29 protein-coding genes and 1 other annotated feature are annotated in these 26,770 nt (G+C 38.0%); of the genes, 28 read left to right on the forward strand and 1 reads right to left on the reverse strand.

All coding sequences use genetic code 11. The features are described from left to right. Positions 1–94: 94 nt before the first annotated feature. The 23 genes from glmU to HMPREF3106_RS08135 all read left to right on the forward strand — a co-directional run bounded on the left by glmU (position 95) and on the right by HMPREF3106_RS08135 (position 19,792). Positions 95–1,474 carry a bifunctional UDP-N-acetylglucosamine diphosphorylase/glucosamine-1-phosphate N-acetyltransferase GlmU gene (gene glmU, locus HMPREF3106_RS08020; RefSeq protein ID WP_005607540.1) on the forward strand — a complete coding sequence of 460 codons (1,380 nt, stop codon included), beginning with the start codon at positions 95–97 and terminating at the stop codon, positions 1,472–1,474. 89 nt (positions 1,475–1,563) lie between these two features. After that, positions 1,564–2,544 carry a ribose-phosphate diphosphokinase gene (locus tag HMPREF3106_RS08025; protein ID WP_168160709.1) on the forward strand — a complete coding sequence of 327 codons (981 nt, stop codon included), beginning with the start codon at positions 1,564–1,566 and terminating at the stop codon, positions 2,542–2,544. A gap of 78 nt (positions 2,545–2,622) precedes the next feature. Beyond that, positions 2,623–3,093, forward strand: a complete 471-nt coding sequence (locus tag HMPREF3106_RS08030) for a hypothetical protein (protein WP_005607536.1) — start codon at positions 2,623–2,625, stop codon at positions 3,091–3,093. Positions 3,094–3,110: 17 nt separating this feature from the next. After that, positions 3,111–3,431: a hypothetical protein gene (locus HMPREF3106_RS08035; RefSeq protein WP_005607534.1), complete on the forward strand. Its 321-nt coding sequence runs from the start codon at positions 3,111–3,113 to the stop codon at positions 3,429–3,431. 13 nt (positions 3,432–3,444) lie between these two features. Next, on the forward strand, positions 3,445–3,735 hold the full coding sequence (locus HMPREF3106_RS09475) for a hypothetical protein (RefSeq protein WP_148129430.1): 291 nt from the start codon (positions 3,445–3,447) through the stop codon (positions 3,733–3,735). A 54-nt stretch (positions 3,736–3,789) separates the two neighbouring features. Further along, positions 3,790–4,068 (forward strand): hypothetical protein, encoded by a 279-nt coding sequence (locus HMPREF3106_RS08045; RefSeq protein WP_070445806.1) that lies wholly within the window; start codon positions 3,790–3,792, stop codon positions 4,066–4,068. 16 nt (positions 4,069–4,084) lie between these two features. Further along, the gene (locus tag HMPREF3106_RS08050) at positions 4,085–4,396 is read left to right on the forward strand and encodes a hypothetical protein (RefSeq protein ID WP_070445809.1); all 312 of its coding nucleotides are present in this window, start codon (positions 4,085–4,087) and stop codon (positions 4,394–4,396) included. A gap of 15 nt (positions 4,397–4,411) precedes the next feature. Then, entirely contained in the window at positions 4,412–4,690 is a 279-nt protein-coding gene (locus HMPREF3106_RS08055) for a hypothetical protein (RefSeq protein ID WP_070439244.1), read from the forward strand. A gap of 69 nt (positions 4,691–4,759) precedes the next feature. Then, a complete protein-coding gene (locus tag HMPREF3106_RS08060) occupies positions 4,760–5,035 on the forward strand; it encodes a hypothetical protein (RefSeq protein ID WP_070439241.1) in 276 nt (91 codons plus the stop codon). 230 nt (positions 5,036–5,265) lie between these two features. Continuing rightward, on the forward strand, positions 5,266–6,282 hold the full coding sequence (gene dusB, locus HMPREF3106_RS08070; RefSeq protein ID WP_070439235.1) for a tRNA dihydrouridine synthase DusB: 1,017 nt from the start codon (positions 5,266–5,268) through the stop codon (positions 6,280–6,282). 94 nt (positions 6,283–6,376) lie between these two features. Continuing rightward, on the forward strand, positions 6,377–7,882 hold the full coding sequence (gene lysS / locus HMPREF3106_RS08075; protein WP_070445812.1) for a lysine--tRNA ligase: 1,506 nt from the start codon (positions 6,377–6,379) through the stop codon (positions 7,880–7,882). A 292-nt stretch (positions 7,883–8,174) separates the two neighbouring features. Next, positions 8,175–8,546: a CidA/LrgA family protein gene (locus HMPREF3106_RS08080; protein WP_049554924.1), complete on the forward strand. Its 372-nt coding sequence runs from the start codon at positions 8,175–8,177 to the stop codon at positions 8,544–8,546. Further along, complete coding sequence (locus tag HMPREF3106_RS08085; protein WP_239652339.1) at positions 8,524–9,219, forward strand: LrgB family protein; 696 nt, start codon at positions 8,524–8,526, stop codon at positions 9,217–9,219. The genes HMPREF3106_RS08080 and HMPREF3106_RS08085 overlap by 23 nt, the downstream gene beginning before the upstream one ends. A gap of 189 nt (positions 9,220–9,408) precedes the next feature. Next, positions 9,409–10,410, forward strand: coding sequence for a LacI family DNA-binding transcriptional regulator (locus tag HMPREF3106_RS08090; RefSeq protein ID WP_049554923.1), 1,002 nt, complete (start codon positions 9,409–9,411; stop codon positions 10,408–10,410). A 123-nt stretch (positions 10,411–10,533) separates the two neighbouring features. Continuing rightward, the gene (locus HMPREF3106_RS08095; protein WP_049554922.1) at positions 10,534–12,210 is read left to right on the forward strand and encodes an extracellular solute-binding protein; all 1,677 of its coding nucleotides are present in this window, start codon (positions 10,534–10,536) and stop codon (positions 12,208–12,210) included. 228 nt (positions 12,211–12,438) lie between these two features. After that, on the forward strand, positions 12,439–13,371 hold the full coding sequence (locus tag HMPREF3106_RS08100) for an ABC transporter permease (protein ID WP_371327443.1): 933 nt from the start codon (positions 12,439–12,441) through the stop codon (positions 13,369–13,371). A gap of 11 nt (positions 13,372–13,382) precedes the next feature. Continuing rightward, entirely contained in the window at positions 13,383–14,270 is an 888-nt protein-coding gene (locus tag HMPREF3106_RS08105) for a carbohydrate ABC transporter permease (RefSeq protein WP_049554920.1), read from the forward strand. 7 nt (positions 14,271–14,277) lie between these two features. Beyond that, positions 14,278–14,901 carry a DUF624 domain-containing protein gene (locus HMPREF3106_RS08110; protein WP_049554919.1) on the forward strand — a complete coding sequence of 208 codons (624 nt, stop codon included), beginning with the start codon at positions 14,278–14,280 and terminating at the stop codon, positions 14,899–14,901. A 147-nt stretch (positions 14,902–15,048) separates the two neighbouring features. Continuing rightward, the gene (locus HMPREF3106_RS08115) at positions 15,049–16,677 is read left to right on the forward strand and encodes a glycoside hydrolase family 13 protein (RefSeq protein WP_070439226.1); all 1,629 of its coding nucleotides are present in this window, start codon (positions 15,049–15,051) and stop codon (positions 16,675–16,677) included. Between the two features lie 201 nt (positions 16,678–16,878). After that, entirely contained in the window at positions 16,879–17,646 is a 768-nt protein-coding gene (locus HMPREF3106_RS08120) for a hypothetical protein (RefSeq protein WP_049554917.1), read from the forward strand. A 124-nt stretch (positions 17,647–17,770) separates the two neighbouring features. Continuing rightward, positions 17,771–18,337 (forward strand): hypothetical protein, encoded by a 567-nt coding sequence (locus HMPREF3106_RS08125; RefSeq protein ID WP_070445815.1) that lies wholly within the window; start codon positions 17,771–17,773, stop codon positions 18,335–18,337. 70 nt (positions 18,338–18,407) lie between these two features. Beyond that, positions 18,408–18,962 (forward strand): transposase, encoded by a 555-nt coding sequence (locus tag HMPREF3106_RS09575; RefSeq protein WP_070445819.1) that lies wholly within the window; start codon positions 18,408–18,410, stop codon positions 18,960–18,962. Continuing rightward, on the forward strand, positions 18,950–19,792 hold the full coding sequence (locus HMPREF3106_RS08135; protein ID WP_246827577.1) for an IS3 family transposase: 843 nt from the start codon (positions 18,950–18,952) through the stop codon (positions 19,790–19,792). The genes HMPREF3106_RS09575 and HMPREF3106_RS08135 overlap by 13 nt, the downstream gene beginning before the upstream one ends. Before the next feature lie 65 nt (positions 19,793–19,857). On the opposite strand, the gene tehB is transcribed toward HMPREF3106_RS08135, so the two are convergent. After that, entirely contained in the window at positions 19,858–20,724 is an 867-nt protein-coding gene (tehB, locus tag HMPREF3106_RS08140; RefSeq protein WP_049554581.1) for an SAM-dependent methyltransferase TehB, read from the reverse strand. 156 nt (positions 20,725–20,880) lie between these two features. After that, positions 20,881–21,124, forward strand: a binding site (T-box leader). A gap of 55 nt (positions 21,125–21,179) precedes the next feature. Between tehB and HMPREF3106_RS08145 the strand changes: the two genes are divergently transcribed. From HMPREF3106_RS08145 to HMPREF3106_RS08165, 5 genes are all read left to right on the forward strand, one after another. After that, the gene (locus HMPREF3106_RS08145) at positions 21,180–22,226 is read left to right on the forward strand and encodes a methionine ABC transporter ATP-binding protein (RefSeq protein ID WP_049554582.1); all 1,047 of its coding nucleotides are present in this window, start codon (positions 21,180–21,182) and stop codon (positions 22,224–22,226) included. Between the two features lies 1 nt (position 22,227). Further along, complete coding sequence (locus HMPREF3106_RS08150; protein ID WP_049554583.1) at positions 22,228–22,923, forward strand: methionine ABC transporter permease; 696 nt, start codon at positions 22,228–22,230, stop codon at positions 22,921–22,923. Between the two features lie 302 nt (positions 22,924–23,225). Further along, a complete protein-coding gene (locus HMPREF3106_RS08155) occupies positions 23,226–24,089 on the forward strand; it encodes a MetQ/NlpA family ABC transporter substrate-binding protein (protein WP_070445824.1) in 864 nt (287 codons plus the stop codon). Positions 24,090–24,448: 359 nt separating this feature from the next. Beyond that, positions 24,449–25,615: a M20 metallopeptidase family protein gene (locus tag HMPREF3106_RS08160; RefSeq protein ID WP_070439208.1), complete on the forward strand. Its 1,167-nt coding sequence runs from the start codon at positions 24,449–24,451 to the stop codon at positions 25,613–25,615. A gap of 150 nt (positions 25,616–25,765) precedes the next feature. After that, complete coding sequence (locus HMPREF3106_RS08165; protein WP_070445827.1) at positions 25,766–26,692, forward strand: LPXTG cell wall anchor domain-containing protein; 927 nt, start codon at positions 25,766–25,768, stop codon at positions 26,690–26,692. Positions 26,693–26,770: the final 78 nt, after the last annotated feature.

Genomic DNA, 26,770 nt, shown 5'->3' on the forward strand with positions numbered 1-26,770 from the left:
CGTTTTTGATGGAGAACTTCCAGTGATTTCTTGAAAAAAACAGCGTGGTACTATACTATTAGAAGGTAGAAATTCAAAGAGCAAGGAGCTTATTATGAAACAAAAATTCGGAATTATTTTAGCTGCGGGTAAAGGAACTCGTATGAAATCTTCCCTTTACAAAGTAATGCATCCCGTTTGCGGAAAACCAATGGTAGAGCATGTTGTCGACCAAGTTGAAAAAACAGGAGCTACTGAAATCGTTGCGATTGTTGGACATGGTGCTGAAATGGTGCAAAACCACCTTGGAGACCGTGTTTCTTATGCCGTCCAAGCAGAACAATTAGGAACAGGACATGCTGTTTTGCAAGCAGAATCTCTCTTACAAGGAAAAGAAGGCACAACGATTGTCATCTGTGGAGATACTCCATTATTAACAAGCGAAACTCTTTCAGCGTTAATGGAGGAGCATGAACGCACAGGGGCTAAGGCAACGATCCTTACAGCGATTGCCCAAGATCCAACAGGATACGGCCGCGTAATTCGCGATAAAGACGGTTCTGTTCTTAAAAATATAGAACAAAAAGATGCAACTCCTGAAGAACAACAAGTGAAAGAAATCAATACAGGGACTTACTGCTTTGATAACGTAGCTCTTTTCAGCGCTCTACACGAAGTTGGAAACGACAACGCTCAAGGTGAATACTACTTACCAGATGTATTAGAAATCTTGAAGAAACGTGGAGAAGTCGTTTCTGCGTACCCAATGAAAGATTTCGACGAAGGAATGGGCGTCAACGACCGTGTAGCTCTTTCAAAAGCGGAGAAATACATGCGCCTTCGTATCAACGAAGAACATATGCGTAATGGGGTTACTTTAATTGATCCGGAAGCAACTTATATCGAATCAACCGTTCAAATCGGTGCGGACACTGTGATTGAACCAGGTGTTGTCTTAAAAGGGAAAACAGTCATCGGATCAAACTGTTTCATCGGAGCACACAGCGTGGTTCGTGATAGCATTCTTGAAGACGGCGTTCGTCTGGTAGCAGCGAACATCGAAGAATCTCATATGAAAGTTGACAGCAATGCAGGTCCATTTGCACACTTACGTCCAAATTCTGTATTAGGCGAACGTGTTCATGTGGGGAATTTTGTGGAAGTGAAGAACTCAACGCTTGGTGCAGATACGAAAGTAGGGCACTTAACGTATGTCGGAGATGCAGACCTTGGAAAAGACATCAATGTAGGTTGTGGAACAGTGTTTGTAAATTACGACGGAAAAAATAAACACCGTGCAACAATTGGAGACCATGTATTCATTGGATGTAATGCGAATATCGTAGCTCCTGTAACAGTTGGAGATGACGTGTTCATTGCTGCGGGTTCAACCATTACCCAAGATGTTCCAAATGGAGCATTAGCCATTGCTCGTAGTCGTCAAGTGAACAAAGAGGATTACGCTTCAAAATTACCGTCAGGAAAAAAAGATTAAAAAATTTTTTGAAAAAGTTTATCAAAATTATTCAAATATTAGGCAAAAAACTGTATTATAGAACTATAAAATAAACTTCGGGGGTTATCATTGTGGAACATTATTCCGATCCTAATTTAAAAATATTCGCTTTAAGCTCAAATCGTCCTTTAGCAGAAAAAATCGCTGAAGAAGTAGGTTTAGAACTTGGTAAAGTGTCTGTGACACAATTCAGTGATGGAGAAATTAAAATCAACATCGATGAAAGTGTTCGTGGATGTCATGTTTACATCGTTCAATCAACTTCTTATCCAGTAAATGATAACTTAATGGAATTATTAATTATGGTAGATGCTTTGCGCCGTGCAAGTGCAAAAACAATTAATATTGTAATTCCTTACTACGGATATGCTCGTCAAGACCGTAAAGCACAATCTCGTGAACCAATTACCGCAAAATTAGTTGCGAACATGATTACTCAAGCGGGAGCAGATCGTGTGTTAACACTTGATTTACATGCTGCTCAAATTCAAGGCTTCTTCGATATTCCAGTGGATCACTTATTAGGAGCTCCACTACTTGCAAACCATTTCTTAGAAAATAACTTTAAAGACAAAGATATCGTTGTTGTTTCTCCTGACCATGGTGGAGTAACTCGTGCTCGTAAAATGGCTGAGTTCTTACACGCTCCTATCGCGATTGTGGATAAACGTCGTCCAAAAGCAAACGTGGCAGAAGTGATGAATATCATCGGGGAAGTCAAAGGGAAAGTTGCCGTATTAATCGACGATATGATTGATACAGCTGGAACCATTACTCTTGCAGCACAAGCGATTAAAGATGCAGGTGCGGAAGAAGTATATGCTTGCTGTACGCACGCTGTATTATCTGGGCCAGCGCTAGAGCGTATTAACGACTCAGTGATTAAAGAAGTAGTTGTAACAGACTCCATCGAAGTGCCTGCAGAAAAAACAGGTGGAAAAATTGTTCAAATCAGCGTGGACCAATTAATGGCGGAAGCAATTCGTCGTATTCACGAAAACCGTTCAGTGAGTCCGTTGTTTATTGAGAAATTTACTATTTTAGATTAATAAAGAATTGTTAAAATAAATGAGCCGAGGCTAGGGTCTCGGCTCGTTTTTCTATATACTGAACCAAAGGAGGCTATAATGGAGAAAGAAAAAAGAAACCGTTCAGGATGGATATTTTTGATTTCTTTTATAGGGTTGATTCTGACGATGGTATTTTTACATGAAAAGAATCCAGATATTCCTTATTTTGAAGGGAAGAGTCTTATTGAAAATGGTATTTTGTTCTTTTTTTCATTGGGGACTCTTGGAGGATTTTTTCTAATGAGTGTAGATTATTGGAAATCAACTATAAAGAATGTAGCCATCCTCAAGGCCAAAGAAAAAACGCCCGAAGCGCTCGAAGAATATTATCAAATAAAAGCAAAGGCCATTTTTAAAGTAGGGATTTCGATAGGAATCGCATCTCTAATAGTAGGAATCTTATCACACTTTATCCCTGAGTTATTCGTTATTGCGGAAGCGACTTTATTATTTGGGTTAGTCATCTGTTTGTTGTCGCTAGTCCCTAGATCGCTAGCAAAACAAATTTTAAAACAGAGTCAAAAATAGTATCGAGGTGATAATGCATGGATAAGAAGAGAAGAAATGCTTGGAGATTGTTTTTGATAGGAATGGCACCTCAAGTGCTTACTTATATTATGGTTTTATTACCTCATTATGAGTATGGTGGAGGATATGGTGCTGCGTTCATCGTGTTCATCCTGTTCCCTATCGGATTGATGTTAGTAGGCATTAGTTTCTTACAGTTTTTAAGGATTTCAATTGCTGAAAAATCATTAAAACACACAGGTTGGATAATGTTATTTATTCTTCTCTGGACTACTTTTGTTATTTTAAATGTATCCGGCGTTATTCAATTACCGTCAAATACAATACCTATTAAGTAAGGGAAAGAAAATTATGGAAATTGAAAAATTAAAGAAGACCGCAAATAACTTGATGTGGTTTGGGTTATTAACGCAATGGATTTTGTTGTTTTCCCCTATTACGAGGAGAGTTGGCATGGGAATTGGAATGGGGCTCATTTTATTAGTCTTACCATTTTTAATTCTAAGCGTTATTCTCAGTCTTTTATTGTTCTTGTACATTTCGCATGAAGAAAAATCGTTTAAAAATACGTGGGGACAACTACTCATTATGAGCTTGTGGTTAGGGTATGAAGCATTACTTTACACACAAGCCATCGGGTAAAAACAGGAAAAATCTTTTATAATCCAACAATAGAATCATGAGAAGATGATAGGGATGTTACGTAAGTGGGCTAATGGATTTATGTGGACAGCGTGGGTGCTTGTCTTTACAACAATGTTGCTAATGGGTTCGTATATCCTACCCTCTAGTAATGAATTCAGAGTGATGACTCTGGGATTAATTATTGCGGGGATCCTCTTTTTGATTAGCTTTCTTTTGTTTTCGTGGATTACGATTCAGAAAAAAACATTTGCAAAAACAGGATGGCAATTAGCTTTGACCGGAGGATTTCTCCTCGCCTATGTACTCGTTCTAATAAAAATCATTCTCTAAGAGGAAACAAATAGCGATGACCATCGGCAGGACCTTCTGGATGGGGATGAATTATTGGAGAAAAACGCATCAGGAACTTGTGAAGTTGCAATATACATCGGTTACACCTGAAACGATTGAAGATTATTACAGAGCAACTACAAAGGCTGTTCGTAAGGTCGGTATTTCTGTCATTATTTTTGCATTCATGCTCGGTGTGTTTTCGCAGTTCAATAACGTTTTTGAAGTGATTGGGTTGGTGGTGTTCTTATTTGGAATTGCCATTTGTTTCTTGTCGCTAGCTCCAAAATCGCTTGCCAAACAAATTCAGAAACAAACTATTCGATAATGTTGGAGGTTTTGAATGAAACTAGAGAAAACAAAGAATATCGCAGAAGTCTTGATGTGGATCGGGTTAGTGCCACAATGGATTTTCATGACCAGTCGTGGCGTTCCAGGAGGGCTATTGATTGCCATCTTCATTATGCCGATTTTCATGATCATGACGTTTGTGAGTTTCTTGATGTATGTTTTAATTGCGGTAGAAGAAAAATCGGTTAAAGACACTTGGTGGCAGCTACTGCTCACAGGCGCTTGGAGTACCTTTTTGGTATTGTTATTCACGGGAGTAATTAGATTTTGATAAAAAAGGTTTAGGAGGAAGAGATTTAAGGAAGCACGACTTTTCGAAAAACAACCAGGGTTAGTAAAAATGCATAAAGTCGCTACTGTCTTGATGTGGATTTCATGGGTCCTAGTTTTCTTTGCGATGTTAGCGATGGGAAACTATTTTTTACCAGATGGTCGAATGCTCCTTTTTATACTGTATATTCTAGCAGTGGCGGCAGTGGGGTTCCTTCTCAGTTTCTCATTGTTTAGTTGGATTTCGTTTAAACTAAAAACACTGAACGAAACGGGATGGCAGTTACTCTTAACGGGTGAATTCCTCATTACGTACTTGCTGCTTTCGATGAGACTCTTTTTTTAAGAGGAAACAAATGCAAGATGGCGCGGGTTATGGTACAATAATCCGGCAAGAAATAAGTGAACATAGCGCACGAGTCGCACTCACTATGGGTGATGCAGCTCGTGTTTTTAGATGGATAGTGGTAATCGTAAGGGATGTTCTTGTTAATCAGTGGCTTTTTTACGATTATCACTATAAATACGTAACGAAGATTTGTTAAGATGCAAGTCTGATTGAAAAAGGAGAAAAAAATGAGTTTTAAAATTGGAGATATTCAAATTGACAATAGTGTAGTTGTGGCCCCGATGGCTGGGATTTCGAACTCTGCTTTCCGTGTCACTGTAAAAGAATTCGGTGCTGGTTTAGTGGTATGTGAAATGATCAGCGACAAAGGGATTCAATTTCGTAATGAGAAAACATTAAGCATGCTTCATATCGAACCAAACGAGTATCCACTCAGCGTTCAAATCATGGGCGGAAATAAAGATACTTTAGTTGAAGCGGCGAAATACGTGGCTGAAAACACAGAAGCGGCGATTATCGATATCAATATGGGATGTCCAGTAAACAAAGTCATTAAAGCCGAAGCCGGAGCGAAATGGCTGTTAGATCCAAATAAGGTATACGAAATGGTAGCAGCGGTTGTAGACGCAGTGGACAAACCTGTGACTGTGAAGATGCGTACAGGATGGGACCACGAGCATTTATATGCGGTGGAGAATGCGCTGGCTGCAGAACGTGCCGGTGCAAGTGCGGTTGCGATGCACGGTCGTACTCGTGTTCAAATGTATGATGGGAAAGCCGACTGGGAAATCCTAGGAGAAGTGAAGAAGAACTTAACGCGCATTCCTTTAATCGGGAATGGAGATGTTCGTAGCCCGGAAGATGCCAAACGCATGATTGATATCTCAGGCGTAGATGGCGTCATGATTGGACGTGCTGCCTTAGCGAACCCTTGGATGATTCGCCAAACCGTTCATTATTTAGAAACAGGCGAATTGCTTCCAGAAAATACCGTTCCAGAGAAAATTGAAATTGCGAAATTACACTTACAACGACTTGCGAACCTTAAAGGCGAGGCGGTCGCAACGAAAGAATTCCGCAAACTGGCAGGCTATTACTTAAAAGGAGTGCCACGTGCCTCAAAAACAAAAGTAGCCATCAACGAAGCTGAGAATTTACAAACAGTAGAAGCGTTATTAGACCAATTCGTGGTTGAACATTTAGAACGTGAAGAACGTCAAAAACAACGCTTGGCAGAAATTTAAGCAAAAAGCCTTGAAATACTTTCAATAAAGCCTCTTCTTTTGGTACAATAAGGAGAGTTATGAAGAACAAGGACAGTTCAAAGGAGGAACAAACGTGTCTTTCGAAGTAGAAACACAAGAAACATTAAATGACCAATTACAAGTTCGTCGTGAAAAAATGAATCAATTACGCGAAAAAGGAATCGATCCATTCGGTACTGGATTCAAACAAAAAAATACAACTGAAGAAATCCATAACCAATTTGAAGGAGCTACAAAGGAATCTCTTAGTGAACAGGAGCCTGTAACGGTTCAAATTGCTGGACGCATGATGACAAAACGTGGAAAAGGGAAAGCTGGTTTCGCCCACATTCAAGACGGCAAAGGCCAAATCCAAATTTATGTACGTAAAGATGCTGTTGGAGATGATGCGTACGAAGTCTTCACAAAAGCAGACTTAGGAGACATCGTTGGTGTTGTTGGGACTGTTATGGTCACAAACACTGGTGAGTTATCTGTTAAAGCAGAACAATTCGTTCATTTAACAAAAGCACTTCGCCCACTTCCTGATAAATATCATGGATTAACAAACGTAGAACAACAATACCGTCAACGTTACTTAGACTTAATTAGTAACCGCGACAGCTTCGACCGTTTTGTAACCCGTAGTAAAATCATCCGTGAAATCCGTCGTTATTTAGACGACCGCGATTACTTAGAAGTTGAAACTCCAGTACTACACACTTTAGCGGGTGGGGCAAATGCTCGTCCATTTATCACACACCACAATGCGTTAGACATGGAATTATACATGCGTATTGCTACAGAGTTACACTTAAAACGTTTAGTCGTTGGTGGTATGGAACGCGTATACGAAATCGGACGTGTGTTCCGTAACGAAGGAATCGACACCACTCACAACCCTGAATTTACTTCAATCGAAATCTATACAGCTTACACAGACTACAAAGATGTCATGGATTTAACAGAAGGAATCATTTCAGATGTTGCCAAGAAAGTACTAGGAACAACATTAGTTCCATATGGCGAACATGAAGTGGAATTAAAAGCTCCATGGAAGAGAATTCATATGATAGATGCGATTAAAGAAGTAACAGGTGTTGACTTCTGGCCACATATGACTGACGAAGAAGCACGCGCCATCGCGAAAGAAAAAGGCGTGAAAGTCGAAGATTCAATGACATTCGGACATGTCGTGAACGAATTCTTCGAAACATTCGTTGAAGAAACATTGATCCAACCAACCTTCATCTACGGACATCCAGTGGAAGTATCTCCACTAGCGCGTAAAAACGATGAAGACCCACGTTTCACAGATCGTTTCGAATGCTTCATCTGTACGAAAGAGTACGGAAATGGCTTCACAGAGTTAACAGACCCAATCGATCAACGTGAACGTTTCATGAAACAAGTAGAAGAAAAATCTGCTGGGAACGACGAAGCGCATCCGCACGATGAAGACTTCATCCAAGCGTTGGAATATGGTTTATCTCCAACGGGTGGGGTAGGAATCGGAATTGACCGCTTAGTCATGTTACTAACAAATAGCCAATCAATCCGTAACGTCTTATTATTCCCAACCATGAAAAACTTAGACTAATATCAAACTTAGTGCCCCGTTTAAGGTTTGCCTTAGACGGGGTATTTTTTTGTATAACTGCAATTACCATATATGATAATTTCGAAAAGTGGTTCAAGTAAACAGGTCAGATTTAGAACACTAAAAGTAACAAATGTTCACAGGGTTGTAGTTGACTTTCTAAACATTTGATTATACTATGAAAAAAAGTTGGAAGAGAGAGCTTTTCCATACTGAATGTTATAGACGAAAGAGACCTGCACGCGATTCGAGCACGGCTTGAATGGGGTGTTTTTTTACTAAAGGAGATCTAATGAAATATTTTAAACAGTTTGGATGGATCATGATTGTGACCTGTATTGGTGAAATCATGAAATATTACATCCCGCTTCCGATTCCGGCAAGCATCTATGGCCTCGTCTTAATGATGGCTGTATTAATGACCGGTGTTGTTAAAATTGAAAAAGTATATCAAGCAGGAACGTTTTTAATCGAGATTATGTCGTTAATGTTTATTCCAGCTGCTGTTGGAATTATCGAATCGTGGGATCAATTGCATCGTATTATCGTGCCAGTATCCATCATCACGATTATTACGACTTTTGCCGTGATGATTGTTTCGGGAAAAGTAACGCAATACGTCCTCGAGAAAGGAGTCCAAGATGGTGAATCAACTCGTTCTTAATACAGCAACAATTGGGCTCGTGATTAGTATTATCGGCTTTGAAGTAGGCGTGTTTTTACGTGATCGATACAAATGGCCAATCTTCAATCCGCTACTTGTAGCGATTATTTTTGTAATTATCGTATTAAATGTCTTTAACATCGACTATGATAGCTATTATGCGAGTGCGGATAACTTAAGCTATTTATTGACGCCCGCAACGGTTTGCTTAGCGATTCCGTTATATCAACAAATCGAGCAATTGAAAAAGCATAAAGGTGCCATCTTTGCAGGGATTACTGCAGGGGTGTTGACGAGCTTATGCACCGTTTGGCTATTATCTTCGCTTTTCCAATTAACGCACGAAGAGTACGTAACTTTATTGCCAAAATCAATTACCACAGCCATCGGTATGGGCTTATCTCAAGAGTCGGGTGGATATGTGACGATTACCGTAGCGGTGATTATTCTTACAGGGGTTCTAGGAAATATGTTCTGTGAAATCATCTGTAAAGTAACAGGTATCACGCATCCTGTCGCAAAAGGAATCGCAATTGGAACGTCTTCTCATGCGATTGGGACAGCACGTGCCATGCAATTAGGGGAAGTCGAAGGTGCGATGAGTGGGTTATCCATCGTGATCTCAGGGATTATTACCTTAGTAGGGGCTCAGATTTTTGCAGGATTTATTTAAATGAAAGGTTGACGGTGGTTGGCCTTTTTATTTTGGCCGGTATGACGGACAATAGATATAAATAGCATATAAATTTCACAAAAAAGAAGATATTTTGACCGAAATGGTCATTGACGAGTTATAAATGTGGGTGTACACTATGGATGTAAACGTTTAACTAAAATAAATATCAAGAAAGGAGGAAGTCTAATGGTAAGTACCATAAAAGATATTGCAAAAGCAACAGGTGTTTCTATTGCGACCGTTTCGCGTGTGATAAACGATTTGGGTGGTTACAGCCCTGAAGTTGAGAGAAAAGTTCAACAAGCAATTAAGGAACTTGGATATAGACGTAACGTGAATGCTCGGAGTCTCGTAAGTAACACATCTAAGATAATTGGAATCATTATGCCTGATGTTGCAACATCTTATTATGGCGATATTGTCAGTGGGATTGAAGACGAGGCAAGTGTTCACGGATATAATGTTATTTTGACCCATGCAGGTGTTGAAGGAAACAGGCTACACGAAAGCTTAGAAATGATGTCTGAGCGTCGTGTGGACGGAGTAATCATTTTTTCTTTGTCACTAGAAGAACATGATATTGATGTGATTGTCGATTTAAATATACCGGTATTACTGATTGCCACAGAAGTTGCAGGCAGCCAGATTCCATATATTAAGGTTGATGATTATGCAGCATCTTATGCGGCCGTTGAATATTTAATCCAGCATGGACATTCAAAAATTGCTCTAGCTGGGGTTAACAAAACTGACCCGATTGCTGGAGTTCCAAGGATTCAAGGATATAAAGATGCATTATTATCACATGGAATAACACTAGATAACCAAAGAATTCAGTATGGAGACTTTAGTTTTGATGCGGGTAAAAAAGCAATGGATGCATTCAGTCAGTTAGAAAATCCCATAACAGCAGTTTTCTGTGTTAGTGATGAAACGGCATTAGGAATTATTTCTAGATGTTACGAAATTGGGAAATCTGTACCTGATGACATCTCTGTAATTGGATATGATAATTCAAAGATTTCTTACATGTCATCACCACCAATCAGCACTATTGCTCAACCATTTTATAAGATGGGAAAATTGGGCTGTAGTCGTCTAATATTGTCGATTGGTACTAAAGAAAAAATCAGTTCAGAAATAATACCGTTCGAATTAGTTGAAAGAGCTTCTGTAAAAACGTTATAGGAGTTATTGTGAACATTACGTAAACGTTTAAGTAAAAATCCTAAACGACATGTATTGCCCATTAGAAAGCTATAGAGAACTTTTTTGTTAAGAAAATGATGAAAACAAGAGAGGATGATAATCATGAAAAATGATTGGAGCAAGAAAGTAAGAGCCGCACTCGCGTTAATAGCACCGATGGTTTTAGTGGCTTGTGGGAATAACACGACTAGCGATAAGAATAATGATGCAAAAGAAAATGAACCTATCACAATGAAGATTGGACAACAAACACAACCAAACTCGAAGTTACCAGAAGGAGATTCATATGCAAATAATGCCTATCGTCGCTTAATCAAAGATAAACTTAACATCACAATTGAAAGCGCTTTTGAAGCGAACGGGGATGATTATGATCGCCAAGTAGCGCTTGCGATTGCCTCCGGAGATTTACCAGATATTATGACGGTAGATAGAGACGAGTTAGAAGAATTAGCGAATAATGGCCTTATCGAAGATTTAACTGATGTTTTTAATAAATATGCTAGCGACAATATTAAAGCAGTTTACAAATCCTTTGATGATTTTCAATTAAAGGCAGCAACTATTGATGGACAATTAATGGCAGTTCCAGGGGTCGGAAATGATTTCGGACCAAATCTTGTATGGATTCGTCAAGATTGGTTAGATAAATTAGGAATTAAGCTCGATCCAGATGGCAACCATGCAATTACATTGGATGAACTTGAATCGACTGCCAAAGCTTTTATTGATAAAGATGCTGGTGGAAAAGGGAATACAAAAGGACTTGCTTTCACACCTTGGCTTTCTGCTGATAACCACGGTGGAACAGCGTATACAGCTAATCCAATTATGAATGCTTTTGGTGCTTATCCTAAAGTTTATTTACCAACGGATAGTGGAAAAATTGAATATGGTTCAAATACTAAAGAAATGAAAGAAGCTCTTGGATATTTGAACAAGCTTTATAAAGAAGGAATTCTAGATAATCAAGTTGGTACACGTACTTATGATGATATCAATGCGATGAATATCAATGGTGAAATTGGTATTGTTACTGGTCCATGGCATTTCCCAGATTGGACTCTTGTACAAACTCGAACAGCAAATCGTGATGCTCTATATACTCCATATGCTATTGAAGGTAAAGATGGAAAAGTTAGTGGTGTTCAAAAACCAGGTGCTGGTGGCTTTGTTGTAGTAAGAAAAGGATTTGAACATCCAGAAGCTTTAATTAAGATGTTGAATCTAATCTTTGACGAAGTGCCAAATGATAATAATATGGAACAAGATTTCCCTGAAATTTATCAATATGCTCAAAAAGCAGTTGATGGTTCAGTACGTCCTATGAATATTGAAATGTTCAAAAATCTAAGTGAAATTGATGATGCAGTGACTGCTTCTAATGCTGCTGAAGGAAAATCTAGTATTGATGATATTCATAACTTCACAGTGAAGAATAATGCTAAGCATATTAAAGCTTATTTAGATAATCCGAAAGCTTCTGACCCTACAGAATTTGCAGTATACTCTTCACGCTTATTAGCAGTTCGTGATGTAATGGGTGGGGTTCGTAATGAAGGAATTTATAAAGAAATCAAACCTGTTTCAATTGTTCAAAAAGTAAAAGCAACTGAACGTAATGGTGCTCAAATCGGCAAATTAGAAGAAGAAAACTTTATTAAATTTGTGACTGGCGAACAATCACTTGATGATTTTGATAAATACGTAAGTACATGGAATGAACAAGGTGGTTCAGCAATCATTAATGAAATGCAAGAAATTGTTAATAAACAATAAAAATAATGAGTGGAAAACACTATAACCAATATTTATTTGAAATAAGTAGGTATTGAACAAAAAGCCGAAGCAGACGGTCTCATACAGCAATAAGGATACGCAGACGAGCGCTTAGGGGAAGTCATTTTTCCTTAAGTGAATCTCCTTAAAATAGGGCTGATGCAGAGCGAATGTTTCAGGCTTTTTGTTTAGATTAAATTATGAGAAAGCGAGGGGTTGAATATGGAAATGACAACTACAAAACCTGACAATAAGAAAAAGAAACGTAAATCGTGGCTTTCTAAGGACCAATGGCTTTTCTTGGGGATGATTGTCCCTGGAATGATCTTCATTTTCATTTTCTCTTATATTCCAATGTTTGGGGTTGTAATGGCCTTCCAAGATTTTAAACCAGCAAAAGGTTTTCTTAATTCAACTTTTGTCGGATTAGATAACTTTAAATACATTTTCAATTTACCAGATATTTGGCAAGTAACTTTTAATACAATGTTTATAGCGATTGGGAAAATTATTTGGAATACTATCATCCCTATAGCATTTGCCATTTTATTAAATGAAATTCGATTAAAATGGATGAAACGTACGATGCAAACCATAGTATATCTTCCATATTTCTTATCATGGGTAATTTTGGCAAGCGTTATAGTGAACCTTTTTAGTTTAGATGGAACAGTAAATCAATTACTGCAGAGTATCGGATTGCAACCAATTAATTTTCTAGGGAAAAATAGTGTCTTTCCACATTTGCTTATTTGGACAGATGTTTGGAAAGGGTTCGGATATAATTCAATCATCTTTTTAGCTGCGATTACTTCTATCGATCCAGGATTATATGAAGCAGCTACGATGGATGGAGCTTCATGGTGGCAAAAGGTTCGACATGTAACGATTCCAGGGATGATGCCATTTATCATTTTGATTACTATTCTTGCGTTGCCAGGAATTCTTAGTGCAGGGTTTGATCAAGTATATAACTTGTATTCTCCACCAGTTTACGCCAGCGGGGATGTTCTCGATACGTATATATACCGTATTGGTTTACTTAGTCGAGATTATAGTTTGGGTGCGGCTGTCGGATTAGTGCGTTCGATTGTAGGATTAGTTTTAATCTTTGGTTCGAATAAGCTTTCCGAAAGAGTTACGAACCGCGTTATGTTTTAGGAGGGATAACCATGAAAGAAAAATTTGGAATAAGACAATTTATCATTTATGTTGTCGTTATCTTACTGACTTTATCATGCTTAATCCCATTAATGAATGTTATTTCGCTATCCTTTAGTAGTTCACAAGCGGTAGCGTCTAATAAAGTTGGGTTATGGCCAGAGGAATTTACGTTTGCTGCGTATGAAAAAATCATTAATGATGCGCAATTTTGGCGTTCGTTTGGAATTAGTGTGTTTAGGGTTGCAATGGCGCTAATCATTAATTTATTTATGATAGTGACATTGGCATATCCATTATCAAAATCTGTGAAGGTATTTCGTTCAAGGAAAGTCTTTATGAATATTATGGTGTTTGCGATGCTCTTTAGTGGTGGTATGATTCCAAGTTATTTAGTTGTTCGTTATTTAGGACTTATCAATAGTGTATGGGCACTTATTTTACCAGGCGCTGTTCCAATTGGTAGTGTTATTCTTGTAATGAACTTCTTCAGAAGTGTACCAAAATCATTAGAAGAGTCTGCACTACTGGATGGGGCTAATCCTTGGCAAATTTTAACACGAATTTATATTCCGATTTCATTGCCATCTTTAGCGACCGTATCATTATTCAGTATTGTCGGTAGTTGGAATGACTTCTTTGGAGGTTTAATTTATATCACAAAAGTCGAAAATTATCCTTTAATGACATATATTCAATCATTATCCGTAAATATTGCTGAAACGTTGCAAAAAGCGGGTGGTATGTCAACACAACAGTTACAAGCTTTACTATCCGTTTCAAACAGAAACTTGAATGCTGCCAAGATTGTGGTTGCTATCGTACCGTTATTAGTTATTTATCCATTCTTACAAAAATACTTTGTTCAAGGTATTGTTGTAGGCGCTGTGAAGGAGTAAGAGAGAAATGAATGAATTTTTTAAACTAGATAATGTTTTCTTTCGAGTGATGAATAAATGCTGGAATTATTTGGTGCTTAATTTTATGATTTTGCTAACTAGTTTACCTGTTGTAACAATTGGTGCTTCACAAATAGCTGCACATACAGTATCTATTCAATTAATTGAGTATACTGATACGAACGTGACGAGAGTGTTTTTCCGTGCTTTTAAAAGCAATTTTAAGAAAGGGACTATAGTTTGGATAATTCAATTAATGGTAGCTGTGCTTTTGTGCATCAATGGATATTATTTGATGCACATAGATGGGAATTTATTTGTTTTGATGGGGACAATCTTTTTAACCCTCATTTGGATTCAAATTTTTCAGTGGGGGTACTATTGGATTGCTCGTTATGAAGGGGATTTGAAACAACAGTTAATAGCATCTTTTAAGACAGGAATTGCTTTTCCTTTGGAGAACACGGTTGCTTTATTCTGGTTACTAATCCCAGTTTTAATAGCTGGATTATCAACTACCTTTTTCATTTTTATATTATATATGAGCCTATTTCTTGTTCTCAGCATTTGCCAAATTCAACGGACAAAGCAATTGTTAAAAGTTAGTCGAACATTAGAACAGAATACATAGCGCTAGAGTAATTAAAATTACTTAATGAATAGTATTCTGTCAAAAGAGAAAGTTTAGTATAATTAAAATGAGAATGTATTCAATCGATTGCACTGAAACTAATAATTTTAAAGTTATTAGTTAAAAAATAAGAAAAGAGAGATTATTATGGAAAAACATTGGTGGCAAGAAGTCGTCGTTTATCAAATTTATCCACGTAGTTTTAAGGATTCAAACGGAGATGGGATTGGTGATTTAAGAGGGGTTATTGAGAAGCTCGATTATTTACACTCACTTGGAATTGGAGCGATTTGGCTCTCTCCAGTTTACAAGTCTCCAAATGACGATAATGGTTATGATATTTCTGACTATGAAGACATCATGGACGAGTTTGGAACGATGGCGGATATGGAAGAATTAATCGTCGAAGCCGATAAACGTGGCATTAAAATTGTGATGGACCTTGTTGTGAATCATACGTCTGATGAACATCACTGGTTTATTGAATCAAGAAAAGGAAAAGACAATCCGTATCGTGATTACTATGTGTGGGCGGACCCTGCAGAAGATGGGGGAGCGCCAACCGATTTGCAGTCTACGTTCTTAGGAAGTGCATGGAAATACGATGAAGCAAGTGGTCAATATTTCTTGCATTTATTTAGTCAAAGACAACCAGATTTAAATTGGGAAAATGAAAAAGTTCGCTGTGAAGTCTATGACATGATGAATTTCTGGATTGATAAAGGCGTTGGTGGATTCCGTATGGACGTGATTGATTTAATCGGGAAAATTCCTTTAGAAGGGATTACTTCAAATGGTCCAAAACTTCATGAATACCTACAAGAAATGAATAAAGCGACCTTTGGAGATAAAGATTTATTGACCGTTGGGGAAACATGGGGAGCGACACCAGAAATCGCGAAACTCTATTCAAACCCAGAACGTCATGAATTATCGATGGTCTTTCAGTTTGAACATTCGCTCTTAGATAATGAACCTGGTAAAGAAAAATGGGACCTTAAACCGCTCGATGTAAGTGAATTAAAGGCGGTTCTTTCAAAATGGCAAACAGAACTTGGAGATGAAGGGTGGAACTCTCTGTTCTGGGATAACCATGATTTACCAAGAATCGTGTCCCGCTGGGGGAACGATAAGGAATATCGTGTTCGCAGTGCCAAAGCTTTTGCCATTTTATTACATATGATGAAAGGGACGCCTTATATTTACCAAGGGGAAGAATTGGGATTGACGAATACGCCAGTTTCTAGCATTGAAGAGTTGGATGATATCGAGTCGATTAATATGTACCATGATCGTATCGAAAGAGGGTTTAGCGTTGAATCCATTATGGAGTCTCTAAATGCAAAAGGCAGAGACAATGCGCGTAGACCAATTCCGTGGACTGCCGAAGCAAATGGTGGATTTACGACGGGGACACCTTGGCTAGCGCTCAATCCAAATTACAAAGAGATTAACGTAGAGGCGGAACTCCAAAATCCAGACTCTGTATTCCATACGTATCAAAAATTGATTCAGCTTAGAAAAGACCATCCAATCGTTGTTGGGGGCGATTATGAGCTACTTGAGACTCATTCTAATGTGTTTGCATATTATCGCACGCTCGGGGAAGAAAGATGGTTGACGGTCGTGAATTTATCGGATTCTGAGGAAGAAATCACTGTGAATGCCCGATTTGATAAGGTTTTAGTCGCAAATACAGAGGATGAGATTACAGATTTACACGCTTATAAGCTTTCTCCGTGGCAAGCCTTTGTGGTGGAATTGTCTGGCAATTGAAACAACTTTCATATATAATGTAAGTGCATAAAAGTATATGGAAAAATGTGAATTTTTTCAAAAGTTAAATTTTGAAAATTTAGCCCTAAGAGTATTGGAATTATCGTGATTTTTGTGATATCATACTTTTTTCATTCTACAAATATGATAAAATATGGTATAATAGTTTGAATAAAAATAAAAGGAGAAAGGGGATGGACGATGAAAGCATTTTTAGCAAAATTACAAGAAGGTTTTAAATCATTAGGCTTTGCGAGTCAATTGGGAATAGCGCTAGGCCTATCTTTAGCGATGCTTGCTGGAGTATATGCGCTATCTCAAGATTTGAGTCCCTTGCCAAAAGTAACTCAAGTTGTAGAAATGCAAACGACAGATGCCACATCGTCACATTCTCCAAATCATTCCGAGAAAGCAGAAAAAAAAGAAGTAGCTCAAAAGAGGTCTGAAGAGTCTTCGACCACATTAACGGTAGAAGCTCCAACGACAGAAGCTGTAACCACTGAGGAAAAGAAAGTCGCGCCTGAAATACCAAATCAAGAAACAAAGGCGGTTGTCGCAGCAAGTCAGGAGATGCCAACCACTGAAAAATCCTTTCCTCAAACAAAGGAATCCGCCGCGGTCACTTCAACTGAGCCAACGACTGTTCAAAGAGATGTTGTAACGTCTACGTCTACAGTTGCTACTACGGAAACGACTGAAGTGACGACTGCAGCTTATCGCTTAATTCCGTTAGGTAATAGTAATAAAGATTTTGAAACTTACCAAGAGGCTATCCAGTATATGAGAGATAAACTAGATGAGTCTTCAAAAGCCTTTGAAGAAGGTAAGCAAGATTGGGTTTACTCAGGTAGAGTTTATGGTGTTCCTTGGAGCGATAGCCGTACTACATTTACGGTAGATTTGATTCCAAAGGTGATGACACCTCAAACACCAGATACAAGTGGTATTTCTACAGAACCCACTCAGTAAACAATTCATGATGACACTTTGCAAGTTGTATTTTGCAAAGTGTTTTTTTGTGGAATGAATATATTTACTTAAAAGAGTTAGGTATGTTATACTTATATTATATTTTACTAGGAGTGAAGAATACATGGAATCAAAAGGAAGAAAATGGTTAGGAATTATCATTTCGATTATCGTGATTGTAGGTGTTGCGTACAGTCGTTATAGAAGATATGAAGCCAAACAAGAAAGAAATAGAGCACAACAACAGCAAATTGAAAATGCAAAAGCTGTACAAGAAGCAACAAAAAAAATAGATGAAGATGCGAAAAATAAACTTAGTGAACAGTTAAAAGATGCTGCGAAAAAGGCTGGAAACATTGCTAAAGGCATTGAAAAATTAAAAAATGCTGAAATGAATAAAGAAATTGAAGATGGATATAACATTGTTAAATTAGATGGCAAATATTTAATTGTGAAAGATAGCGATGTGGATCAAGCGGTTGAATTAGCAGGTGTAACAGATGCTCATGTAATTCCAACGAATGACCAAGATCGTAATCAAAACTACAATGTTTTAGTCGTGAAAAAAGATGGCGAATGGCGTGTAGTTGATGAAATTAAAAAAGGGGAAGATGTTCTTGTATTAACGGGTGAAACAATCACTGCAGATACAAAATTCCGCTTAAAAGATAAAACACTTTATATTGAATAATATGAAAAAGAGGCTGGTTTTCTGATATGTACCCCCTTTACTGGACAAACCAGTAAAGGGGGTATTTATTATGCGTTACTCATTCGAATTCAAAATGAAATGTGTCGAATTATATCGACAAGGAATATGGGCCGAAACGCCTGAAAAAGTTATGAAGAGTAGTTTTCGGAAAAAAATAGTAGAATGGGATAAAATTGAAAAAATTCACGGCCCTAAGGGGTTAGAGCGCGTTAAAAAGCAGAGAAAATGGTCACAAGAAGAAAAATTGACATTTGTTCTAAAGGTTTTAAATGGGAAAACTCTTACAGAGGTTTCTTTTCCAGCAGGAATTAATCACGGATTATTAAGTTCTTGGGTTCACAAGTATCTAACTTATGGATTTAATGGTCTAAAGAATGAGAAAAGTGGACAAGCATTATCTAAGGAGCCTGTTATGAATAAAAAACTTGTATCAGATACCCTTTCAGAATCAGAACGAGAAGAATTAATTCGTTTGCGTGAACGAAATGCATATTTAGAGGCTGAAATTGCTGTTATAAAAAAACTGAGAGCCTTGAGAGAAGAACAGGAAGCTGCGCTTCTCAAGGCGAGAAAGCAGCGATCATCAAGGAATTGCGAGAAGTAGGATACCAACTAAAATATCTTCTTAAAGCGATGAAAATGGCTAAATCTACTTATTATTTTGAATTAAATAAAGTAGATGCTGTGGCTGAGAAAAATGGTGAGTTATTATCGGAAATCCAAACCATCTTTCATGTAAATAAAGGTAGATATGGTGTTAGAAGAATTTACCAAGAACTTCGTCGTAGAGGCTACGTTGTTAATCATAAAAGAGTTCAACGTCTGATGCATATAAATGATTTATATGGAAAACGCCCTAAACAAAAATACCATTCCTATCGCGGTAGTGTTGGAAAAGTTGCTGATAATATTATTAATAGAGATTTTGTGGCCAAAAGGCCTCTTCAGAAATGGAGTACAGATGTCTCTCAATTCACTTTTTCTTGGGGGAAATGTTTCTTTTCTCCAATTTTGGATATGTCTACTAATGAAATAATCTCCTATGATCTTTCTCTAAGCCCCAACTTAGAACAGATTCAAAGGATGTTAAATAGAGCTTTCAAAAGATTCCCTGATGTTAATGGATTGGTTCTACATTCAGATCAAGGTTGGCAATATCAACACGCATTTTATCAAAGATCATTAAAAGAACGAGGCATTATACAATCAATGTCTCGAAAAGGAAATTGTTATGATAATTGCATTATAGAAACGTTTTTCGCCAGAATGAAGAACGAGATGTTCTATGGTTTTGAAATGGAATATTCTACCTTTAAGAAATTTCAAACGGCTGTGGAAGAATATATAGATTATTACAATAACAAAAGAATTCAAGAAAAAACAAAATGGATGTCCCCTGTTCAATACAGGGAAACATCCATGCGTTCAGCTTAATTTAATAATGTGTCCAGGATTCTGGGTACATATCATTTCCAGCCTCTTTTGTTTGGATTAGAATATTATTTTGGTTTTTGAGCAAGCATCGTTACAAAGCGCATCCGAATCCGATTTCCATGTTCATCCAATTTGTGTAATTGTCCAAAGTCTTCATTATGTTTATGGAAAGTCCAATCTTTGTAATACTCTTTGAGTTCACCCGCCGCAAAGGTCTTTGGAAAATTCACGGGACAAGGGGCATCTTCGGTAGACATTGCTGCGACAATGAGATTATATCCGCCAGGGGCCGTATGAGATTGCATATTTTCAATGACATCTGGAATGCTATCGGGATTTAGAAACATTAAAACCACAGTGGAAATGATGGCGTTATAGAGACCACCAGGAATATCTGCACTTTCAATATTATAAGGTTCCACGTGAATAGCTAGCCCTTCCTCTTCGGCAATTTGTTGGAGATGAGCTAAACTCATGGTTTGGATATCTAATGCGGTAACCTCAAAGCCTTTTTTGGCTAAATAGAGACTATTTCTGCCTTGACCACTACCAAGATCTAGAATCGGTCCCTTTTCAAATTTCGGAGCAGCTTCAATGACTTCCGAATGGGTTCTTGTTAAGTCGTATTTCTTAGAAAAATAATCTTCTGGAGTACAATAGAAAGTTAAATAGCATCTTAAGTCGTCGCTAGCAGGGGAGACCCGGTGCCAAGCTTGAGGTTCAACAAAAGGAATGTCGGATTCTTTTGTAAACAGATGCTCAGTAAGCACTTGTCCTTCTTCATCGAGTTCATAAAAAGTGAGGGCTCCTTCTAGAATGGTTAAGCGCGCCCAAGTTCCCACTTTTGTATTATGCATTTTTTGAAATGGTGCTGGTAAAGTACTAGCCGTCCAAATAGGCATTGTTTTATATGGGATTAAATCGAGGCTCATAAATAGTCTCCTTTCACTAATGATATAGTTATTGTACTAAAAAAAGAGGCGTTGAAAAACTAAAGAGATTCTTGTTATAGCTAACAGTTATAACCAGCAATAGAAAAGCGATAATTGACTAGAATACGAATTGTTGCTATCCTAGTTTCATGCTTATAACGCACGGTGATAAGGAGAGTAGAAGTGAATCCTTTTTAGAGAGTCTCGGTTTGGTGAAAAGAGATATTGGTTGAAACTTTGAAGATGGCCTTTGAGTGTTAATTGTCGAATCATTAGACGATTACGGGAAAGCCCGATACAGCTTCTCGTTAAACAGGTGTCCTGTTTAACAGATGGAGATAGGATTTGTGAGAATGCTATGAACAAAGGTGGTAACACGGGAATTTGACTCGTCCTTTTGCTAACTCATGTTAGTAGGAGGACGATTTTTGTTTGCTTAAAAGAAAGGAGAACACATGATTAAATTAGAGAACATTGACGTTACTTTTAAACAAGGTGTAAAAGTAGTCAATGCAGTAAAAAATGTATCTTTGCATGTGGAGCCAGGAGATATTTATGGGATTATCGGATATAGTGGTGCTGGTAAAAGTACTCTAGTGCGAACGATTAATCTTCTCCAACGGCCTACCAAAGGGAATGTGGTGGTGAACGGTGTTAATTTACTAAAGTTGAAACCAAAAGGACTACGTGCAGCTCGTAAGAAAATTGGGATGATTTTCCAACATTTCAATTTGATGAATACTTTATCGGTATTTGACAATGTGGCTTTTCCATTAAAAAAATCAGGGAAAACCAAATCAGAAATTGAACAAAAAGTACTATCCTTATTAGAATTAGTAGGTTTAGAAGATAAGGTCAATAGTTATCCTCGTCAGCTTTCTGGGGGGCAAAAACAACGTGTCGCGATTGCCAGAGCGTTAGCCAATGACCCAGATGTATTGCTCTGTGATGAAGCAACGAGTGCGCTAGATCCTAAAACAACTTATTCGATTTTGGAATTATTGCAGAAAGTAAATGTTCAATTAGGCATTACAATTGTTATTATCACGCATGAGATGCAAGTTGTAAAAGAAATTTGTAATAAAGTAGCGGTCATGGAAGAGGGCGAAGTGATTGAAAAAGGAAGCGTTCTTGAAATCTTTACAAACCCGGAACGCGACTTAACAAAAGACTTCATCGATACAGCGACTCATATTAACCAAGGAATTGAAACGGTGCTTTCACATGAACAGTTATTGAATCTACAAGAAGGCGACTACTTAGTGAAAATTTCATTTGTAGGAGCTTCAACTGGAGAGCCATTAATTACAAAACTATCGACTCAATTCCAAGTGGCAGCTAATATCTTGTTTGCCAATGTTGAGATTATTCAAGATACACCAGTAGGAACGCTATTAGTGGGACTATCTGGAGAAAAATCTGGGATTGAAAATGCACTTTCTTACATCAAAGAACAAGGTGTTTCAGTTGATGTCTTAGAAGAGTCAAAGGGAGGTGCTTAGGATGAATGTATTAGAATTGATAGATTTTAAATCTTGGTTTCCAAATATTGATGCCAGAGTTTGGGAAGAAATTATAAAAGCAACGATTGATACGTTAATAATGGTAGGAATTTCTGGTTTAATTGCTGGGGTTTTAGGGATTGCCTTAGGTGTGACATTAGTAGTGACACGTGAGGGGAATATCCTTGGAAACAAATTTGTCTATTTAATACTAGATAAAATCGTGAATATTTTCCGTTCGATACCATTTATTATTTTAGCGATGTTATTAATTCCATTTACTCGCTTTATTATCGGAACAACCATTGGTATTCCAGGGGCAATCGTCCCTCTAGTCGTCGCGACTGTACCATTCTTCTCTCGTCAGGTGCAACTAGCATTAACAGAAGTAGATAAAGGAGTTATTGAAGCGAGCGTTGCGATGGGATGTACACCACTTGAAATTATTTTCAGAGTGTACTTAAAAGAAGGACTACCAAGTCTAATTCGAGCAGGATCATTAACAATCATTAGTTTAATCGGACTAACGACTATGGCCGGAGCGTTTGGTGCCGGTGGGATTGGTAACGTAGCTATTTCCAGAGGATACAGTCGATTCCAAGGAGACGTTATCGTCGTATCGACACTTATCATGCTTATCGTAGTATTTATCACCCAAGCAATCGGTGACTATTTAGAGAAAAAAGCCACGAAATAACAGGATACGAGACATCGCGTTCAGAAATGGAACGTTGGACCGGAACAACGTAAACGGTCTATCAGACCGTGCGGATGTTTCGGGAAACGCACGCCATTTCTGCGATGGCGAGTTCAACTACACAGGATACGAGGGCGAACGATCAGGGACGAACCATTGGACTGATATGACGCAAGGGACTCGTAACGAGTCGTGCGGACATATCAGGAAATGGACGTCGGACCTGTGAGCCCGGGTTCAACTCCAGGATGCGACCAATCGCACCAAAAACAAAATAAACTAACTCAAAAGGGGAAAATAAAATGAACATTAAAAAATTATTTGTCGCTGCAGCGGCAGCATTAACTTTAGCAGCATGTGGAGCTGCTCAATCATCTAACTCAGGAAGCAATGCTTCAACAGAAGCAAAAAAAGAAGTGAAACAAGTAAAATTAGGAGTTAATGCTGGTAACCACGATGTTTGGGATGACGTTATTGCTCGCTTGAAAGAAAAAGAAGGTATTGAAGTTGAATTAGTAGAATTTACTGACTACGTACAACCAAACCAAGCACTAGAAAATGGAAATGTTGACTTGAACTCTTTCCAAACAATCATTTACTTAGAAAACTTCAACAAAGAACAAGGAACACATATCAAACCAATTGGATATACAGTAATTGCTCCAATGGGAATTTACTCTAAAAAAATTAAAGATGTAAGTGAATTAAAAGATGGGGATACAATCGCTATTCCTGAAGACACTTCAAACAACTCACGTGCATTACGTTTACTACACGCTGCTGGCGTTATTAAATTAAAAGATTCTAACAACACTTTAGCAACAAAAGATGACATCGTTGAAAATCCTAAAAACATTCAAATCAAAGAATTACCTGCTGGCCAAACAGCTCGTGCTTTAGATGATGTTGCTGCTTCATTAATCAATAATGGTTTCGCTGTAGAAGCTGGATTCCAACCAACAAAAGATTCTATCTTCATCGAACAAATTACTGATTCTTCACAACCTTACTACAACGTAATCGCTGTTAAAGAAGGTAACGAAAACAATGAAGTCTACAAAAAAATCGTAGAATACTACCAATCACCAGAAACTGCTAAGAAAATTGAAGAAGTTTCAAAAGGTGCGAACGTACCAGTTTGGGAAAAAGCTAAATTAAACAACTAGGATGTGAGACATCGCGCTCAGAAATGGAACGTTGGACTGGAACGCCGTAAGGGACTCGGAACGAGTCGTGCGGACGTTTCAGGAAACGCACGCCATTTCTGCGATGGCGAGCTCCACTACATAGGATGTGAGAAAAAGCGTTAAGAAACGAATCGCTGGAGACAAATAACGCAAAGGACTGCTTGCAGTCGTGCGGATATTTGTCGAGGTGGACGTCGTTTCTGCCTTTTCGAGCTCAACTATTAAGTTGTGAGAAAAGCAAAATGTAACTTATATGTTACATTTCGAAAAATAAAATGAGGGAGAGGCGTGCTTAGCATGCCTCTTTATTCAATATTCAATGAAAGAAGGAAAATAAAATGAGTGCTATTCAAGAAAAAGCGTCTAAATTACAAGAGTATCTCGTAAAAACGAGAAGACATCTACATGAAAATCCTGAATCAAGCTTAAAAGAATTTGAGACCGCAGCTTTCATACAAAAGGAACTTACTTCATTTGGGGTACCGTTTGAAAAAGTTGGGGAGACAGGGACTTTAGCTATTATTAAAGGTGGTAAAGGAGAAGGAAGAACAGTGTTGCTTCGTGCCGATATCGATGCTTTAGAACTTCCTGATTGCACCGGAAAACCGTATGCTTCAAAACGACCAGGATTGAACCATGCTTGTGGACATGATGCACATACGGCAATAGGACTAGGAACAGCTAAATTATTGAACGACATCAAAGACACCTTTTCTGGAACGGTGAAAATCGCCTTTCAACCTGCTGAAGAAATTGGAGCAGGAGCAAAACAATTCGTGGCGTCAGGCCAAATCGATGATATTGATGAGTCTTTTGCGATTCATGTGAATTCGAGTTTACCAGTTGGTACGTTTGCCGTTCAAGGAGGCCCTGTAAATGCTTCATGTGATATTTTTAAAATTAAAATTACTGGTAAAAGTGCTCATGTAGGACGTCCGCATTTAGGTCATGATGCTTTGGTGACGGCTAGCGAGACAGTGGTAGCACTTCAAACAATCGTTGCAAGAGAAATAAATCCAGGAGATCGTGCTGTTGTTGGAATTGGAAAACTAAACGCAGGAACTCGTTATAATATCGTCGCGAATGATGCTGAACTGGAAGGGACGATTCGTGCATTTAGTCATGAAACAAGAGCTCATTTAAAAGAGGCCGTTACACGTATTGCTCGTGGTGTGGCCGAAATGAATCGTTGCGCATTTGAAATTGATTGGTATGATGCTGCTGCACCCGTGATTAATACTCCAGAATTAGCATTGGAATTTCAAAAAGCGGTCTCAGAACTAGAAGGAATTCATCAAGTTCTGAAAGAATACGATATGTCAATGGGAGCGGATGATTTTGCAGATTATCTAGTTGATAAACCAGGTGTCTATGGTCTTTTAGGGTCTAGTTCAAGTGAAGACACCTCATTTGGACATCATCATGAAAAATTTGATATCGATGAGAGTATCCTGTCTGTAGGTGTTTCTTGTGAGGTAAATTATATTTTACAACGGTTATCCTAAGAACGATTTACAAAAGGATTGGAATATCTTGCATAAAGTAGAAGTAGTTTTCATAGAAAAAACTAACTTTCTTAAGTTCTAAGCATTGTTTTTGAAAAGTTAGTGATGTATAATGCAAAAAGACTGAAAAATAAAAGGAGTGAAATATATATGGGTAAGAAAAAATTAATTTTGGCGGGAATTGTGTCAGCAGGAGTATTGGGAACAGCTGCGGTAACGAATTTGCCTAGCATTTTTGCTGAAGCAAGTGAAGAAACTACTCAAGCTGCAGAAACGACACAAAGTGATGCCGGTGCCCAAAAAGAAAATCCGACTGCTGAAGAAAAATTAGCCCAAAAACTTGAAGAGTTGAAAAAACAAAAAGAAGAAGTTGAAGAATTAGTGGCTGAAGTGAATGCTGCCGTTGATAAAGCAACTCAAACACTAGAACAAGCAAAAGAAGAGTTAGAACAAGCAAAAGCAGAAGGAAAACCTCAAAGTGAAATCACTGCATTAGAAGAAAAAGTGAAAGAAGCTCAAACAGACTACGATGACACAGTCGCTCAAGCAGAGTCAGATTTAGCTGGTTTCCAAAAAGAAATGGAAGACATTGATAAAGAAGTTGCGAAGGTTGAAGAAGAGTTGAAGAAATTAGATCCTCAAGCTAATACAACAACACAAGCACCAACGACAGAAGCTACAACAGTTGCAACAACACAAGCGCCAACGACAGAGGCTACAACGGTTGCGACAACACAAGCGCCAACGACAGAGGCTACAACGGTTGCGGCAACACAAGCATCAACAACACAAGCTGTAACAACAGTAGCTACATCAGCTGTAACGACACAAACAAATGCAGGAAATGCACAAAGCTCTGATGCAAATGGTACGGCTAATGCACAAAATGGACAAGTAACTTCTGCCTCTGACGCTAAAGAAGCAAAAGTTCCAGGTGCTCAAGTAAAATCTGAACAAGCAGAAACACTACCAAATACAGGTACAACTTCAAATAATACTTTAGTGGCTGCAGTAGTTGCGATTGTAGCTGGATTTGGAACAATCTTTGGGTTCAAAAAAGCTAAAGAAGAAAAATAGATTTTTCATTTAACTGAATTTAATCATTCATACAAGCTCTTAGATGCCTTCGATTCAATGTGTCTAAGAGCTTGTTTT

It is taken from the genome of Granulicatella sp. HMSC31F03 (genome assembly GCF_001807725.1).
Classification (GTDB): Bacteria; Bacillota; Bacilli; order Lactobacillales; family Aerococcaceae; genus Granulicatella; species Granulicatella adiacens.